Raw genomic sequence first — 15,255 nt, 5'->3', positions numbered from 1 at the left:
GCAGCAGGGTGAACTCCTGGTGGATGATCGCGATGCCGGCCCGCTGCGCGTCGCTGGGACTGGCGAAGGACACCTCGCCGCCGTCGACCTCGATGGTGCCGCTGTCTGGCTTGTGGACCCCGGCCAGCACTTTGAGCAGCGTGGACTTGCCCGCACCGTTCTCGCCCATCACGGCGTGCACCTCGCCGCCGCGCAGCTCCAGGTCCACCCCGTGCAGCACCGGAACGCCGAGGAAGGACTTGGTGATCCCGGTCAGCCGTACGCTCGTCGTGGTGCCGGTTGTCATGCCGGCACCTCGCGCCACGCGCCGTCGGTGGCCGCCGAGGCCAGCACCGTGTCGGTGATCCGGACGGCGCGCAGGCCGTCCGCGAACGTGGGCAGGCCGTCCGGCAGGTCCTCGCCGCGTACCGCCCGGTAGGTGTCGGCGACGAACGCGTCGAAGCAGTCCTGGTAGCCCTGTGCGTGCCCGGCGGGCAGCCGGACGTAGCGCGCGGCGGAGGGGTGCAGCGTCGCGGGGTCGCGCAGCAGCGTCTGGCCGCCCTCGCGCCGGCCGATCCACAGCCGCTCCGGGTCCTCCTGGTCGAAGCCGAAGCTCGCGTCGGTGCCGGAGAGCTCCAGGTGCAGCCGGTTCTTGCGACCGGCGGCGACCTGCGACACCACCAGCGTGCCGACCATGCCGGCGGCGGTGGTGAAGTGCACGGCGGCCAGGTCCTCGGTGGGCTTGCCGTTGTTGCGGGCGCGTTCGTGCACGACGGCGGTGCGCGCGGACAGTCTGGCGATCCGGTCGCCCGTGACGAACTCGAACAGGTCGCACCAGTGTGAGCCGATGTCGGCGAACGCCCGCGAGGGCCCGCCGAGCGAGGCGTCGACGCGCCAGTCGTCGTCGGCCGGGCGGGACAGCCAGTCCTGCAGGTAGCCGCCGGTAACGCTGGCGACGACGCCGGCCTCGCCCGCGGCCAGCCGGGCCCGCAGCTCGCGCACCATCGGGTGGAAGCGGTAGACGAAGGGCACCGCGGCCACCCGATCGCCGGCCGCCTCCGCGAGCGCCACGGCCTCGGCGCTGCCGGTGGCGAGTGGCTTCTCGCAGATGACGTGCACGCCGGCGGCGAGCGCGGCGGCGGCGACTGGGGCGTGCGACGCGTTGGGCGTGCACACGTGCAGCACGTCGATCTCGGCGTCGTCGAGCAGGGCCGCCAGGTCCGGGTAGCCCTCGTCCGCGCCGACGGCGCGAGCCGCGGCGGTGGCCCCCTCGGGGCGCGATGCCACCGCGGCCACGACGGCCGCCCCGGCCCGCCGGGCCGCCTCCGCGTGCACCTGCCCCATGAACCCCGCGCCTACAACCGCCACGCGCAGCGTCTGCTGCTCGGATTCGAGCCCGCCAGACGCCGTTATTAGATCGGTCACAGACATGTGACGACGGTAAGGCTGACTTATGGCGACGGTCAACAAAAGTTTGGTCGCTGTCGCCCATAGTGGGATGGTCAACGTCTCAAAGTCGGTCGTGCTGAGCGGCCGGACGCGGGCGTACCGCTTTAATTGAGAGATGAACCTTCGGCAAAACGCCGCCCCGACGTCGCCCGGCGAGCTGCTGGGGCTGCTGCGCGACGGACAGGCGCGCACGCGTGCCGAACTGGCCACCCAGACCGGACTGGCCCGGTCGACGGTGCGCCTGCGGCTCGACGCGCTCATGCACGCCGGCCTGGTGACCGGAGGCAACGACGCCGTCACCGGTGGCCGGCCCGCGAGCCGGTTCGTGTTCAACGCCCGGGCGCGGGTGGTGCTGGCGGCCGACGTCGGCGCCACCCACGCCACCGTCGCCATCGCCGACCTGACCGGTGAGCCGCTGACCATGGAGAGGCTCGCGCTGGACATCGCCGACGGCCCCGACGCGGTGCTCGGCCTGCTCATTGACATCTGGCGACGGATGCGAGCCGACCGCGTCCCCACCGTCCCCATCGCCGGCGTCGGCATCGGGCTGCCCGGCCCGGTCGAGCACTCCACCGGCAAGCCGACCCACCCGCCGATCATGCCGGGCTGGAACGGATACGACGTGCCCGCGCGGATCGCCGCCGAATTCGCCGTGCCGGTCCTGGTGGACAACGAGGTCAACCTGATGGCGCTCGGGGAGCACGTCCGCTGCTTCCCGGACGAAGCGCACATGGTCTTCGTCAAGGTCGCGACCGGCATCGGCTCCGGCCTGATCAGCAACGGCCAACTGCACCGCGGCGACGTCGGCGCGGCCGGCGACCTCGGGCACATCCTGGCCCCGCACGGGGGTGACGTGCGCTGCCGCTGCGGCAACAGCGGGTGCCTGGAGGCCGTGGCCAGCGGCCCCGCCATTGCCGCGAAACTCCACGCCGCCGGCCTCGACGCGACGAACAACGCGGACGTGGTGGCTCTCGTGCAGGCCGGCAGCCCGATCGCCGGCCAGGCCGTGCGGCAGGCCGGCCGGGACATCGGCGAGGTGCTGGCCGCCTGCGTCAGCCTGTTCAACCCGTCGCTGATCGTGGTCGGCGGGGCGCTCGCGGAGGCCGGCGAGATGCTGCTGGCGGGCGTGCGGGAGTCGATCTACCGTCGCTCGCTGCCGCTGGCCACCGAACGCCTGCGCATCGTCACCTCCCGGGCCGGCGCGAACGCGGGCGTCGTCGGCGCCGCGTCGATGGTCGTCCAGCATGTCCTGTCCCCGAGCGTGCTGGACCGCGAGCTGGCCTGAACGGGGTGAGCCCGACGGTGGTCCGGGTCCGGAGCGATGATCACGCCGACAGCACGCGGCGACAGGCCTCCGCGCCGCCGAGGGCACCGAGCCGCAGACAACGGGTGACATCCGATCTTTCCTCCCTCGACTGAGCCAGCCGCAGTCTAGATCGCTGGCGGCCCCGGCCATAGACATCGGACGGAACTGGTCGATGGTTACCCCCACACATCATCTCCAACCCCACCCGACCATGGTTTTGGTTCATCCATGATGGATGAACCCAATACCGAACATCGGGTCTTATCCGTGGCACCCTCTTGCACCACCCGGAGACCGAGGGGTAACGTCCGCGCAACACATCCGATGTATGGGCGACCTTGGAGTATGTCATGGCCCCGTACCACCCGAACCGGCGTCAAGTCCTGCGACTCGGTGGCGCGCTGACCCTCACCTCGCTCACCCCCCTCACCACGAATGCGCCGGCCGCCTTCGCCAACCCGACCACCGCACGCCCCACGCTCCCGCCGGTACGACCGTCGTCGCTCGGCCGCCACTGCCTCTGGTACCGGCTTCCTGCCACGGACTGGCAATCCCAGGCGTTGCCGATCGGCAACGGCCGGGTCGGCGCGATGCTCTTCGGCCAGCCCGACCGCGAGCGGATCCAGTTCAACGAGCAGAGCCTGTGGGGCGGGGTCAACAACTACGACAACGCGCTCGCCGGCCGCCCCGACAACGCCTTCGACACGGGGATGAGCGGCTTCGGTTCCTACCGCGCTTTCGGTGACGTCTTCCTCTCCTTCGGCGCCCGGCCCGAGATCACCTCCCCCGGCGGCCCCTACACCACCAGCGCCACCGAAGGCGTGGACAAGACCACCGACGGTGACTCGCGGACGAAATGGTGCGTCGACCGCCCTCCGTCGCAGGTGATCTGGCAGGTGGCTCTCACCGCGCCCGCGGTGGTCTCGGCCTATCAGCTGACCAGCGCCAACGACGTGCCCCTCCGGGACCCCCAGATTTGGACCTTCCAGGGCTCGGCGGACGGAACGGAATGGTCCATCCTCGACACCCGTGCGCTGTCCGGGCCCTTCGAGAGCCGGTTCCAGACCAAGGAGTTCAGCTGCCCCAACGGCACGGCCTACCGCTTCTACCGTTTCGTCTTCACACCCCGCTCCGGGGTGAGCCACTTCCAGGTTGCCGAGATCGCGTTCGTCGGAGTGGACCTCGGCGGGCGGCGCCACGTCTACGTCTCGTCGCCCTCGGGCCACGCCGACGGCGCCCGCGCCGGACAGGACATCTACCGAACGGTCGACGGTGACGGCTCCACCGCGTGGCGAGCGGTCGGCGTGCCCGCCGGGGTGATGTGGCATGCTGACCTGCCCTCGGCCGCGACCGTCACCGACTACCGCCTCACCGCCGCCGCGGACCATCCGACGGAGGCCCCGGGGTCGTGGGCTCTCGAAGGGTCCACCGACGGGCAGGCGTGGACGCTGCTCGACGAACGCAGCGCCGAATCCCCGTTCGACCCCGGCGAGCGCCGACAGTTCACCGTCGCCACGCCCAGGCCCTGCACCAACTACCGGCTGACGCTGCGGCCGACGTCCGGGGCCTCCGTCGTCCGCGTCGCGGAGATCGGCCTCGCCGGCACCGGATTCGACACCGCCACGCTCGAGCCGGTGATCGGCTACCACCGGGCGCTCGATCCCGAGTCCGGAATCCACGCCACGCGCTTCGGCGCGTCCGGGCAGCGGGTGCTGCGGGAGGCGTTCGCCAGCCGCGCCGCCGATCTGATCGTGCTGCGCTACGAGGCCGACCGCGCGGGCCTGCTCGACTGCGACATCGCCCTCACCTCCGCACAGGGTGCGTCCGCGACGGCCGACGCCGCGGCGCGGACCATCTCGTTCCACGGCACCATGGGAAACGGCCTGCGGCACGCCGCCGTCCTCCGGGTGGCTGAAACCGACGGCGCCGTGACCGTCACCGGTTCCCAACTGCGGGTACGGTCCGCCACGCGCATGACGCTGCTGCTGGACGCCCGGACCGACTACCAGCTCGACGCCGCCGCAGGGTGGCGTGGGCCGGATCCCGAGCCGGCGATCAGCGCAGCTCTCGACGGGGCGGCCGCGCAGTCCTACCCGGCGCTACGCAAGTCGCACGTCATCGAGAGCACCACCGTGGCCGAGCGCGTGTCGGTGACCTGGGGAGACAGCGACGCCGAGGCCGTCGCGCTCCCGACGGACGCGCGGCTGGCCCGGTACCGCGCCGGCAGCGCCGACCCCGAACTCGAGCAGACCATGTTCGTCCTCGGCCGCTACCTGCTGCACGGCTCCTCCCGGCCGGACGGCCTGCCCGCCAACCTGCAGGGACTCTGGAACGACAGCAACCAGCCGCCGTGGGCGTCCGACTACCACACGAACATCAACGTCCAGATGAACTACTGGGGCGCGGAGACGACCAACCTCAGCGAGAGTCATCAGGCACTCATCGAGTTCGTGCGGCAGGTGGCGATACCCAGCCGGGTCGCGACCCGCAACGCCTTCGGCGCCGACACCCGAGGCTGGACGGCGCGTACCAGCCAGAGCGTCTTCGGGGGCAACGCGTGGGAGTGGAACACCGTCGCCAGCGCCTGGTACGCGCAACACCTGTACGAGCACTGGGCCTTCACCCAGGACACCACCTACCTGCGTGACATCGCCTACCCGATGATCAAGGAGATCTGTCAGTTCTGGGAGGACCGGCTGGTCGAGGACGCGGCCGGTCAACTCGTGTCGCCGAACGGGTGGTCGCCGGAGCACGGCCCGCGCGAGCACGGTGTGATGTACGACCAACAGATCATCTGGGACCTCTTCCAGAACTATCTCGACTGCGCTACGGCGCTGGACATCGACCCCGAGTACCGGGCCACCGTCGCGTCCATGCAGTCCCGGCTCGCGCCCAACAAGGTCGGCCGGTGGGGCCAGCTCCAGGAGTGGCAGACCGACCGTGACGACCCGAACAACATCCACCGCCACACCTCACACCTGTTCGCGGTGTTCCCGGGCCGCCAGATCACGCCCGCTGCGTCGCCCGAGTTCGCGGCAGCCGCTCTCGTCTCGCTCAAGGCGCGCTGCGGCGAACGCGAGGGCGTCCCGTTCAGCGAGGCCACCGTCTCCGGTGACAGCCGCCGGTCGTGGACCTGGCCCTGGCGGGCCGCGCTGTTCGCGCGCCTCGGCGACGCGGAGCGGGCGCGATACATGGTCCGCGGCCTGCTGCGGTACAACACCCTGAACAATCTCTTCTGCAACCATCCGCCGTTCCAGATGGACGGCAACTTCGGCATCACGGGTGCCATCGCCGAGATGCTGCTACAGAGTCACGAGCAGAGCATCCAGCTCCTGCCCGCGCTGCCGAAGGACTGGGCCGACGGCTCGTTCCGGGGTCTGCGCGCCCGCGGCGGCTACGAGGTCAGCTGCACCTGGCGTCGCGGCCGGGTCACGAATTTCACCGTCGTGGCCGACCGCGCACCCAACCGCGACAAGATCGTCGTTCACGTCAACGGCAGGGACGTGTGGGTCAAGCCGGCGAAGGCACACCCGAACGGCGGTCACTGACCCGCGCCGGCACCATCCCCGTCCGGGCCCGTGCACGCCATCCGGCGACACGGGCCCGGCGGTCCGCACCGGGCGCTCACGGCAGGGCGTAGACGCGGCGGGCGGTGCCGCCCAGCACGGCCGCCCGCTCGGTCGCCGTGCCGCCGGCCAGCAGTTCCTCGGTGAGCGTGAGCACGTCGCGGTAGTCGCCGGCCAGCTCGCACACCGGCCAGTCGGACCCGAACATCACCCGGTCGGCGCCGAAGGCGGCCAGCACGTGCTCGGCGTACGGCCGGATCCGCGCCGTGTCCCAGTCGTCCCAGTCCGCCTCGGTGATCAGCCCGGACAGCTTGCAGACGACCCCTTCGCAGCGGGCCATCGCCACGATCCAGGACGCCCACGGCTCCCACTCCCCCGCCGCGATGGCCGGCTTGCCCGCGTGGTCGACCACGAACCGGACGTCGTCGCACCGCCGCACGGCGGCGAGGGCGGCGGCCCGTTGCGGGGCGCGTACGAGGAGGTCGTACGCCAGCCCACGCGCGCCCAGCGCGGCGAGTCCGCGGGTGACGTCGGCACGGAGCAGCCAGTCCGGGGCCGGCTCGTCCTCCACCTGGTGGCGTACCCCGACGAGCGGTCCGGCGCGCAGCCGGTCGATCTCGGTGCCGACGTCGGGGCCGGTCAGATCGAGCCAGCCGACGACGCCCGCGACGAGTCCCTCGCTCGCGGCCGCGGTGGCGAGGAACTCCTCGGTCTCCGCCACCGACGACACGGTCTGCACGAGCACGGTCGGGCCGACCTGGTCACCGGCCGCGGCGCGCAGATCCGCCACGGTGTACGCGCGGCGGATCGGGGCGAGGGCGTCGCCGGCCATCCACGGGTACGGCCGTACCGCGGGATCCCACAGGTGGTGGTGCGCGTCGACGATCACGGGCCCATCAACCCCTCGGTGGCCAGGTCGTCCCAGAGCGCGTCGGGCACCGGCTTGGCGAGCAGTTGCGCGTTGCGGGCGACCTGCCCGGTGGTCTTCATGCCGACAACCACGGTCGCGACGGCGGGATGTCGCGCCACGAAGGCCATCGCCGCCTGCGGCAGCGTCACCCCGTGGCGGCGGCACACCTCGGCGATCCGGGCTGCCTTGGCGTGCACCGGGTCCGCGACCGGGCGGTAGTCGTACATCCGGCCCGGCTCCTCGGTGGCGAGCACGCCGCTGTTGAAGACACCGGCGGCCAGCACGGACACCCTGCGTTCCTGGCAGCGGGGCAGCAGCCGCTCCCCCGCCGACTGGTCGAGCAGGGTGTACCGTCCGGCGAGCATGACGGTGTCGATGTCGGTCTCGACGACGAACCGTTCCAGCATCTGCCACTGGTTCATGCCGGCGCCGATCGCGCCCACCACCCCCTGGTCGCGCAGCTCGTGCAGCGCCGGGTACGCCTCGTCGACGGCCTGCCGCCAGTGGTCGTCGGGATCGTGCAGCAGTACGACGTCGATCCGGTCGAGTCCCAGGCGGTCGAGACTGGACTCCAGCGACCGGCGTACGCCGTCGGCACTGAAGTCCCACCGGCGGGCATGGTCGGCCGGGACGTCGAACCCGCCCGCGTCGTCGCGCAGGTGCGCGGTCCCGGGTGAGGGCACCAGCACCCGCCCGACCTTCGTGGAAATCGTGTACTCGTCCCGCGGACGGCCGGCCAGCGCGACACCCAGCCGACGTTCGGACAGTCCGAGCCCGTAGTGCGGCGCGGTGTCGTAGTAGCGGATCCCCGCCTCCCACGCCGCATCGAGCGCGCCGTGCGCCGCCTCGTCGTCCACGCTCCGGTACAGGTTGCCGATCCCGGCCGCGCCGAACCCGAGCCGGCTCACCCGAACCCGTGACCCGCCGAGCCGTGTGTTCCTCATGCCAACCTCCGTACCTTCGCGATGCGGTCGTTTCCGGAACAGTCGTCAGTGGTCTCCAGCAGGTCGGGCAGGCGAGGCGGCTCAGTCCTGGGCCTTGCCGCTGGTGAGTCTGGCCAGGACCAGGGCGACGAGGATGACCAGGCCGTTGACCGCCTGGATCTGGTCGGGTCTGACCTGGGCCAGGGTGAGCACGTTCTGGATCAGGCCGAGCAGGACGACGCCGGTGAGCGCGCCGACGAGAGAGCCCTTGCCGCCGTCGAGGCTGATCCCGCCGATCACCGCTGCGGCGAACACGGTGAAGATCATCCCGCTGCCCTGGTTGGCGGCCACCGAGCCGAGCCGCGCGGACAGCATCAGCCCGGCGAGGGCAGCGAGCGCGCCGGCGACGATGAACGTCACCCAGATCACCCGCTCGACGCGGATGCCGGCGGCCCGAGCCGCGTCGGGGTTGCCGCCGACGGCGTAGATCGAGCGCCCGAACCGGGTGTAGCCGAGCACGACGACGCCGACGGCGAAGGCCAGGACGACGATCCAGATCGACAGCGGCACGGTGAGGATGCGCAGGCTGCCGAGGTTGTCGATGGTCGGGATGCGGTTGGCCAGGTTGGAGATGGTCGCACCGCCGACGATCGCCAGTTGCAGGCCCCGCAGGGCGATGAGCATCGCGAGTGTGACGATGAACGCGGAGAGTTTGAACCGGACGACCAGCAGCCCGTTGAACACCCCGATCAGCGCGCCGAACATCAGCGCCACCGGCAGGACCGTCCAGGTGGGCCACGGCGCGCCGAGCATCGAGGTCTGGCCGACCACGAGGAAGATCGCCACCGCGGGCGCGATGCCGATGATCGACTCCAGGGACAGGTCGAACTTGCCGACGATCAGCACCAGCGCCTCCGCCAGCACCACGAGCGCCAACTCGGTCTGGTACTTCAGCACCGTGTCCACCAGGTACGACTTGGTGAGGAACACGTCCGGCCGCAGCGTGTAGCCGTAGATCAGCAACGCGATGATCGGTGGGACCAGGGCAAGGTCGCGCAGCCGCGCCAGTCTCAGCCGGTTGAGCGGGCGACCGGTGGGCTTGGGCGGTCGCGGCGGTGCCTCCGGGGCGCCGGCGGCAAGCGTCTCAGACATCCTTTTCACCGATTCCTTCGATCTCGGCCACGAGCGTGGCCTCGTCCCAGCCTCGGGGGTGCTCGGCGACGACGCGGCCGGCCACCATCACCACCACCCGGTCACACACCCGCAGGTCGTCCAGTTCGTCGGAGACCAGCAGTGCGCCGCGACCGCGCCGGGTCTCCGCGTCCACCACCCCGAGCAGGGACTCCTTCGACCGCACGTCCACCCCTACGGTCGGATGCACCAGCACCAGCACCCGGGGGTCGCGGGCCAGCGCCCGGGCCATCACCACCTTCTGCGCGTTCCCGCCGGACAGCTCACCGACCGGCTGACGGGGGCCGGCGGTATGTACGTCGAGGTCCGCGATCGCCTTGCGGCCCCGGGCGTCGCGCTGCCCGGGCAGCACCATGAAGGCCGGGCCGAGCCGGTCCGCGACGGTCATCGTGGCGTTCTCCGCGACCGAGAGCCCGGGAACGAACCCGTCGGCGTTGCGGTCCGCGGGCAGGTACCCGATGCCGGCTCGCAACGCGGCCGGGACGCTGGCCGGCTGCACCGCGGCGTCCGCGACCCGCACCCGGCCGGTACGCGGGCGCAGCCCGACCACCGCCTCGGCGAGTTCCCGCTTGCCGCTGGCGGCGGAGCCGGTCACTCCGACGATCTCGCCCTGCCGCACGGTCAGGTCGATCGGCCCGGTGAACCCGGGTACCCCGACGGCGTCGAGGGTGAGCACTGGCGCGGCCGCCGCCGGCACCGACGGGCGGGCCTGCCCGACCTGTACCAGCCCGCGTGCGTCGCCGATCATCGCCTCGACGAGCTTGGCGTGGTCCATCTCCGCCACCGGCGCGGTCACGATGTGCCGGGCGTCCCGGAACACCGTCACCCGCTGGCAGATCTCGTAGATCTCCGGCAGGTGGTGGGAGATGAACAGGAACGTCACGCCCTGCCGCTGCAGGTCGGTGAGGCGGTCGAAGAGCCGCGCGATGGCCCGGGACTCGAGCTGCGCGGTCGGCTCGTCCAGGATGACGAACCGGGCCCCGTGCGACAGCGCCCCGGCGATCTCCACCAGTTGCCGCTGCTCGACGGTCAGCTCGCGCGCCGGCGTGTCCGGGTCGACCGGCACCGCCCACGACTCCAGCAGGTCCGTCGCCGCCCGCCGCAACCGCGACCGGGACAGCAGGCCGAACCGGCCACGCGGCTGGCGGTCGAGGTAGAGGTTCTCCGCGACCGACAGCTCGCCGACCACCGACGGCTTCTGGTAGACGCAGGCCACGTGCTGGCGCCAGGCGACCCGGTCGCCCAGTGGTGGGGCCGGGCGACCCGCGAAGCGGACCTCACCGGCGTCCGGCTTGAGCAGCCCGGTCAGGACACCGACCAGCGTGGACTTGCCGGCGCCGTTGCGCCCGACGAGCGCGTGCGTCTCGCCGGGCGACACGGTCAGGTTGCCCTCGGCGAGCGCCACGGTCGGGCCGAACCGCTTGGCGATCCCGATCGCCTCGACCACGGGTCTGGACTCGTCGTCGACCATCACACAGTCCTCCGGTTCCCGCCGCGAGGGCGGTGTGACGCCGAACGGCCCGAGGGTCGTCCGGCGTCACACCAGCCCGCGCTACTGCTTGTTGCCCCAGAGGGCGGGGTCATCGACGTTGTCCTTGGTGATCAAGGGCGCGGGCAGCTGGTCCTCGAAACCATTGGGCAACTTGATCACGGTGCTGCCGTGGTCGGTGGGCCCTTCCTTCGGCACCACGCCCTCCATCGCCTGCTTGGCCCAGTACAGGCCGTACTGTGCGTAGGCGTCGGCCGGCTGGGAGACGGTCGCGTCGATCTCGCCCTTGCGGATCGCGTCCAGCTCCTGCGGGATGCCGTCGTTGGAGACGATGAAGATGTGCCGCGGGTCGTCCGGCGGGAAGAGCAGCTTGCGCTGCTTGAGCACCTGGAGGGTCGGGTCGAGGAACACGCCGCCGGCCTGCATGTAGACGCCCTTGAGGTCCGGGTCGGTGGACAGGCGGGTCTCCAGGGCGGCCTGCGCCTTGCTGCCCTCCCACTCGGTCGGCTCCTCGAACACCGTGATGCCCGGGAACTTCTCGGTCATGCACTGCTTGAACGCCTCGGACCGGTCCCGCCCGTTGATCGAGGAAAGGGCGCCCTGGAACTCGATGACCTTGCCCTTGCCGCCGAGCTTCTCGCCGAGGAACTCGCAGGCCTTGGTCCCGTACGCCCGGTTGTCGGCGCGGACGACCATGTAGACATTGCCGGTGTCCGGGCGGGTGTCGACGCTGACGACCGGGATGTTCTTCTGCGCCAGCTCATCGAGCTTCGGTCCGATGGCGCCGGTGTCCTGCGGAGCGATCACCAGCGACTTGACGCCCTGGGTGACCAGGCTGTCCACATTGCTGATCAGCTTCTGGACGTCGTTCTGCGAGTTGGTCGGCCCGGTGATCTGGACACCGACCTCGGAAGCCTTGGGCGCGATGTAGCCCGCGTACGCGTTCCAGAAGTCGGAGTCGGCGCGTGGGAGGTCGACGCCGACCGAGCCGCTACCGCCGCCGCCGGGAGCGGCAGGCCCGGGGGAATCCTTGCTGCAGGCGGCGGTGGACGCGGCGAGTGCGGCGGCCATGGCCAGGCCGAGCACCCCCCGCGCGGTAATGCCCTTCCTCATGGTTTCCTCAATTCGGTGGTAGGGACGGATTCGCTGGGCGAGGCCGTGGGGGCGGCCTGGCGCAGGCGGAGTCCGTGCATGCCGCCGTCGACGGCGAGCACGGTCCCGGTGGTGGACGCGGCCAGCGGGCTGGCCAGGTAGGCGATCGCGGTGGCGACCTCGGCGGCGGAGACCAACCGCCCGATGGGCTGACGTGCGCGCAGGGCCGTGAGTTCGGCGGCCGGGTCGCCGGCGGAGTCGAGCAGCCGACGTACCCACGGTGTGTCGACCGTGCCCGGGTTCACGCAGTTGACCCTGATGCCCTCGATGACGTGGTCGGCGGCCATGGCGAGGGTCAGCGACTGCACGGCACCCTTCGTCGCGCTGTACAGCGCGCGGTTGGGCAGGCCGGCGGTCGCCGCGATCGAGCAGGTGTTGACGATGGCGGCGCAGGAGGAGGCACGCAGGTAGGGCAGTGCCGCCCGGGTGACCCGGACGATCCCGACCACGTTGACGTCGAGCACCCGGTGCCACTCGTCGTCCGAGTTCGCCTCGACGCTTCCCTGCGCGCCGATTCCGGCGTTGTTGACCAGGACGTCCAGTCCGCCGAGCCGGTCCGCGGCGAGTGTCACCGCCTCGGTCACCGAGCCCGCGTCGGTGACGTCACACTGGACGGCGAGCAGCGGGTCCGGCACGCCGGACGGGTCCAGGTCCAGGCAGGCGACGGCTGCTCCCCGATCGGCGAGCAGCCTGGCCGCGGCGAGGCCGATGCCCGAGCCGCCGCCGGTCACCACCACGGCCAGCCCGGCGAACTCCCCGTTCATGACACGTCCGTCCCGGTCCATACCGGACCGTCCGGATAGGCGTAGTCGATCAACGTCTGTGGCCGCAGGGTGGCGCTGAACCCGGGTGAGGTCGGGGCGAGGTAGTTGCCGTTCCGGATGGTGACCGGGTGGACGAAGTGTTCGTGCAGGTGGTCGACGAACTCGATGACACGGTTCTCCATCGAGCCGGAGACCGCCAGGTAGTCGAACATCGACAGGTGCTGCACCAGCTCACACAGGCCGACGCCGCCGGCGTGCGGGCACACCGGCACACCGAACTTGGCCGCCAGCAACAGGATGGCGACGTTTTCATTGACCCCGGCCACCCGTGCGGCATCCAACTGCAGGTAGGAGATCGCGCCGGTCTGCAGTAGTTGCTTGAAGATCACTCGATTCTGGACGTGTTCCCCGGTGGCCACCTTGACCGGCGAGATCGCCCGTGCGATGGTGGCGTGCCCGAGCACGTCGTCGGGGCTGGTCGGCTCCTCGATCCACCACGGATCGAACCTGGCCAGCTCGCGGACCCAGGCGATCGCCTCGCCCACGTCCCACCGCTGGTTGGCGTCGACCGCGATCCGGACCTGCGGGCCGACGGCCTCCCGGGCGATGGCCATCCGCCGCACGTCGGCGGCGAGGTCAGCACCCACCTTCAGCTTGATCTGCGTGAAGCCGTCGGCGACGGCCTCCTTGCAGAGCCGGCCCAGTTTGGCGTCGTCGTAGCCGAGCCAACCGGGAGTGGTGGTGTAACCGGGGTAGCCGTACTCCAACAGATGCGCCTCGCGTTCGGCCTTGCCTTCTGCGGCGCGGCGGAGGATGTGCAGCGCCTCCCCGCGGGTGAGCGCGTCCGTCAGGTAGCGGAAGTCGACCAGGTCGACGAGTTCCTCCGGGGTGAAGTCGGCGAGCAGCTTCCAGACGGGCTTGCCCTCCCGCTTGGCGCGCAGGTCCCACAGGGCGTTGACCACGGCGGAGATCGCCATGTGCATGACGCCCTTCTCCGGCCCGAGCCAGCGCAGTTGGGAGTCGTGCACCATCTCGCGCCAGACCCGGCCGAGGTCGTTGAGGGTCGCGTCCAGGGGACGTCCGATCACGTAGCGCTCGAGCGCGGAGATCGCGGTGGTCTGGATGTCGTTGCCTCGCCCGATGGTGAAGGCGAAACCGTGTCCCTCGTGTCCGTCCGCCGCGTCGGTGGCGATGATGACGTAGGCGGCCGAGTAGTCGGGGTCCGGGTTCATCGCGTCGGATCCGTCGAGGTCCCGCGAGGTGGGGAACCGGATGTCGTACGTCCGCAGGCTGGTGATCCGGGCGGTCATGACGCGTCCACGGCCGTCTGGCGCTGCGTGCCGAGACCATCGATCTCGACCTCGACCACGTCCCCGGCCCGCAGGTAGGGCTTCGGCTCCGGCAGTCCCAGGGCCACGCCGGCCGGTGTGCCGGTGTTGATGACGTCGCCCGGTTCGAGCACCATGAACTGGCTGACATAGCGGATGATCTCGGCAACGCCGAAGATCATGTTCTTGGTGTTGCCGTCCTGACGGCGGGTGCCGTTGACGCTCAGCCGCAGCCCCAGCTGCTGCGGGTCCGGGACCTCGTCGGCGGTGACCAGCCAGGGGCCGAGCGGGTTGAATGTCTCGCAGGACTTGCCCTTGTCCCACTGGCCGCCGCGTTCGAGTTGGAACTCGCGTTCGGAGAGGTCGTTGGAGATCGCGTAGCCCGCGACACAGGCGAACGCCTCGGCGTCGCTGGCCAGGTAGCGGGCGGTCCGACCGATGACGACCGCGAGTTCGACCTCCCAGTCGGTCTTGACGCTGCCCCGCGGGATGAGGACCTGATCGTTCGGTCCGACCATTGTGCTCGGTGCCTTCATGAACAGGATCGGCTCGGCCGGCAGTTCCGCGCCGGTCTCGGCCGCGTGGTCGGAGTAGTTCAACCCGACGCAAACGATCTTGCCGGGGCGCGCGATCGGAGCACCGACCCGCACCGCGCGGTCCACGGCGGGCAGCTCGCCGCGCTCGACCGCCGCACGCACGCCGTCGATGGCATCGCCGGACAGGAACGCCCCGTCGATCTCAGCCACCAGGTCGGAGAGGTCGAGCAGCCGGTCGCGGGTGTCCAGTACCGCTGGACGCTCCTGGCCGGCCGCCCCCACTCGAAGTAGCTTCACTCCACACCCCTCCGGCCAAACATCGGATCTGTTGCCTGGTTGTATAGTGGAGTTACGGACGTGTTGCAAGACCTGACGAAGAAGTAGTCCGGAATAGGTCCGATGACCAGGCGGCCGTGCGGACGATCGGCGCCACCGGCTTCACCGACCGGGCATGAGCCCGGGTACGAAACGAGGCACCTCGCCGAGGTCGGCGAGGTGCGGCAACGTTTCCCGGATGGTCAGGCCGACGGAAGCTCCGACCCGGCCTCACCGAGTGCGTTTCGAAGCCACTGCTCGACGCCGGCGATGTGCACGGTCGCCCAGGCCCGCGCCACCCCCGGTTGACGCGCCTCGATCGCCTCGCAGATCGCCTCGTGCTGCTC

The 15,255-nt window shown here is 70.9% G+C and carries 12 protein-coding genes; 2 read left to right on the top strand and 10 right to left on the bottom strand.

Annotated features, from left to right (window positions below; all coding sequences use genetic code 11):
- The coding region (locus tag AB0M52_RS17215; protein ID WP_363954283.1) for an ATP-binding cassette domain-containing protein at positions 1 to 286 on the bottom strand (286 nt) is incomplete at its 3' end.
- A complete protein-coding gene (locus tag AB0M52_RS17210; RefSeq protein ID WP_363954281.1) occupies positions 283 to 1,410 on the bottom strand; it encodes a Gfo/Idh/MocA family oxidoreductase in 1,128 nt (375 codons plus the stop codon). The genes AB0M52_RS17215 and AB0M52_RS17210, both read right to left, overlap by 4 nt.
- 133 nt (positions 1,411 to 1,543) lie before the next feature.
- Between AB0M52_RS17210 and AB0M52_RS17205 the strand changes: the two genes are divergently transcribed.
- Positions 1,544 to 2,713: an ROK family transcriptional regulator gene (locus AB0M52_RS17205; protein ID WP_363954279.1), complete on the top strand. Its 1,170-nt coding sequence runs from the start codon at positions 1,544 to 1,546 to the stop codon at positions 2,711 to 2,713.
- Positions 2,714 to 3,084: 371 nt separating this feature from the next.
- Positions 3,085 to 6,282 (top strand): glycoside hydrolase N-terminal domain-containing protein, encoded by a 3,198-nt coding sequence (locus AB0M52_RS17200; RefSeq protein WP_363954277.1) that lies wholly within the window; start codon positions 3,085 to 3,087, stop codon positions 6,280 to 6,282.
- A 76-nt stretch (positions 6,283 to 6,358) separates the two neighbouring features.
- Here the strand turns inward: AB0M52_RS17200 and AB0M52_RS17195 are convergent, their stop codons facing one another.
- The 8 genes from AB0M52_RS17195 to AB0M52_RS17160 all read right to left on the bottom strand — a co-directional run bounded on the left by AB0M52_RS17195 (position 6,359) and on the right by AB0M52_RS17160 (position 14,890).
- A complete protein-coding gene (locus tag AB0M52_RS17195) occupies positions 6,359 to 7,189 on the bottom strand; it encodes an amidohydrolase family protein (protein ID WP_363954275.1) in 831 nt (276 codons plus the stop codon).
- Entirely contained in the window at positions 7,186 to 8,154 is a 969-nt protein-coding gene (locus AB0M52_RS17190) for an aldo/keto reductase (RefSeq protein WP_363954273.1), read from the bottom strand. The genes AB0M52_RS17195 and AB0M52_RS17190 overlap by 4 nt, the downstream gene beginning before the upstream one ends.
- Positions 8,155 to 8,235: 81 nt before the next feature.
- Positions 8,236 to 9,285, bottom strand: a complete 1,050-nt coding sequence (locus AB0M52_RS17185) for an ABC transporter permease (protein WP_363954271.1) — start codon at positions 9,283 to 9,285, stop codon at positions 8,236 to 8,238.
- On the bottom strand, positions 9,278 to 10,795 hold the full coding sequence (locus AB0M52_RS17180; protein ID WP_363954269.1) for a sugar ABC transporter ATP-binding protein: 1,518 nt from the start codon (positions 10,793 to 10,795) through the stop codon (positions 9,278 to 9,280). The genes AB0M52_RS17185 and AB0M52_RS17180 overlap by 8 nt, the downstream gene beginning before the upstream one ends.
- Positions 10,796 to 10,876: 81 nt before the next feature.
- Entirely contained in the window at positions 10,877 to 11,926 is a 1,050-nt protein-coding gene (locus AB0M52_RS17175) for a sugar ABC transporter substrate-binding protein (protein ID WP_363954267.1), read from the bottom strand.
- Entirely contained in the window at positions 11,923 to 12,729 is an 807-nt protein-coding gene (locus AB0M52_RS17170) for an SDR family oxidoreductase (RefSeq protein WP_363954265.1), read from the bottom strand. The genes AB0M52_RS17175 and AB0M52_RS17170 overlap by 4 nt, the downstream gene beginning before the upstream one ends.
- Positions 12,726 to 14,039: an L-fuconate dehydratase gene (locus AB0M52_RS17165; protein ID WP_363954263.1), complete on the bottom strand. Its 1,314-nt coding sequence runs from the start codon at positions 14,037 to 14,039 to the stop codon at positions 12,726 to 12,728. Before AB0M52_RS17165 ends, AB0M52_RS17170 begins: the two co-directional genes overlap by 4 nt.
- Positions 14,036 to 14,890 (bottom strand): fumarylacetoacetate hydrolase family protein, encoded by an 855-nt coding sequence (locus tag AB0M52_RS17160; RefSeq protein WP_363954261.1) that lies wholly within the window; start codon positions 14,888 to 14,890, stop codon positions 14,036 to 14,038. The genes AB0M52_RS17165 and AB0M52_RS17160 overlap by 4 nt, the downstream gene beginning before the upstream one ends.
- Positions 14,891 to 15,255 lie beyond the last annotated feature (365 nt).

It is taken from the genome of Micromonospora sp. NPDC051296 (assembly GCF_040682255.1).
Classification (GTDB): Bacteria; Actinomycetota; Actinomycetes; order Mycobacteriales; family Micromonosporaceae; genus Micromonospora; species Micromonospora craterilacus.
Note: the sequence above shows the minus strand (reverse complement) of the source record. Positions and strands in the feature narration are given on the sequence as shown.